At 50.9% G+C, this 964-nt stretch carries 1 protein-coding gene; it reads right to left on the reverse strand.

From position 1 onward, the window contains the following. Positions 1–388 precede the first annotated feature (388 nt). Positions 389–964, reverse strand: a 576-nt coding sequence (locus ABC138_RS17525) for a hypothetical protein (protein WP_345914466.1), incomplete at its 5' end; no start/stop codon positions are given.

The following is a 964-nucleotide window of genomic DNA, read 5'->3' on the forward strand; positions in this document are numbered from 1 at the left end:
TCAAAGCACAGTTTTTCATCAGACAAGCATCATTAGACAGAGGTTCAGGCACTTGTGGTAATTCACAAACAATCTCTACACAAAATGTAAGCAGTTGGCCATGGCATGCAAAGAGTAAAGCATGTGTGTGCTGAGTATGTACGTGTCTGTGTATGTCTTTGCTTGCATGTGCTTGAGCATGTGTGCATGAAGTAAGGTGTTTGCATGGGAGAGAGAGAGCAAGAGTCCCGCCATTTTGTTGCAAAGAAGGGCATCACTTAGGCATTGGCTTCTTTTTGGGAGGTGGTGTTTACGCACATGTGAGGAAGGAAGGAATGGAGAGAAAGGTGGAATGGATCTAGGACGGACAGGTAGGGGAGGTTAATTACAGGGACAGGGTGGAGAGGATTTAGCTCTTGGTGACGGTAGCAGCGATGGCCTCGAAGATAGCATGGAACTTATCCTTGATGTCAGCAGCTAAAGGTGCAATCTTCTCCTGCAGGGCAGTGAGCTCTTCCATGTTGATGGTCTGCGCCTGGTTGTAGGACTGTGTCAGCTTGTCCTTGTATTCCTCGACGTAGGGAGCAGCCAGTGTCTTCAGATTCTCCAGACGCTCAGAGAGCTTCTCACGCACACCCTCCACAATGGGCATCATGGCGGTCTTGGTCTCCTCCACGTTGACAGCTACCTTGGCCTTCAGCTGCTCCACAAGGGGCTCCACCTTGGCCTTCAGACTTTCCATCTCAGCGGCGTGCTTGGTTTGGTACTCTGTGACGATGGGCTCAATCTGCTCGCGGTAGTCAGCAATGTGTTTTTCAATGACCTCCCTCAGCTTGGCACGTTCGGGCTCATACTTGGCTTTCAGGGCCTCGATATCCTCTGTGACAGCGGTACGGAAGTCAGCGGTGGCGTCAGAGATGGTGGCGACGACGTTGTCAGTGATGGGAGAGACAGTCTTCTGCAGTTCCTTGATCTGAGTGTACAG

The organism is Janibacter sp. LM (genome assembly GCF_039631275.1).
In the GTDB taxonomy this organism is placed as follows: Bacteria; Actinomycetota; Actinomycetes; order Actinomycetales; family Dermatophilaceae; genus Janibacter; species Janibacter terrae.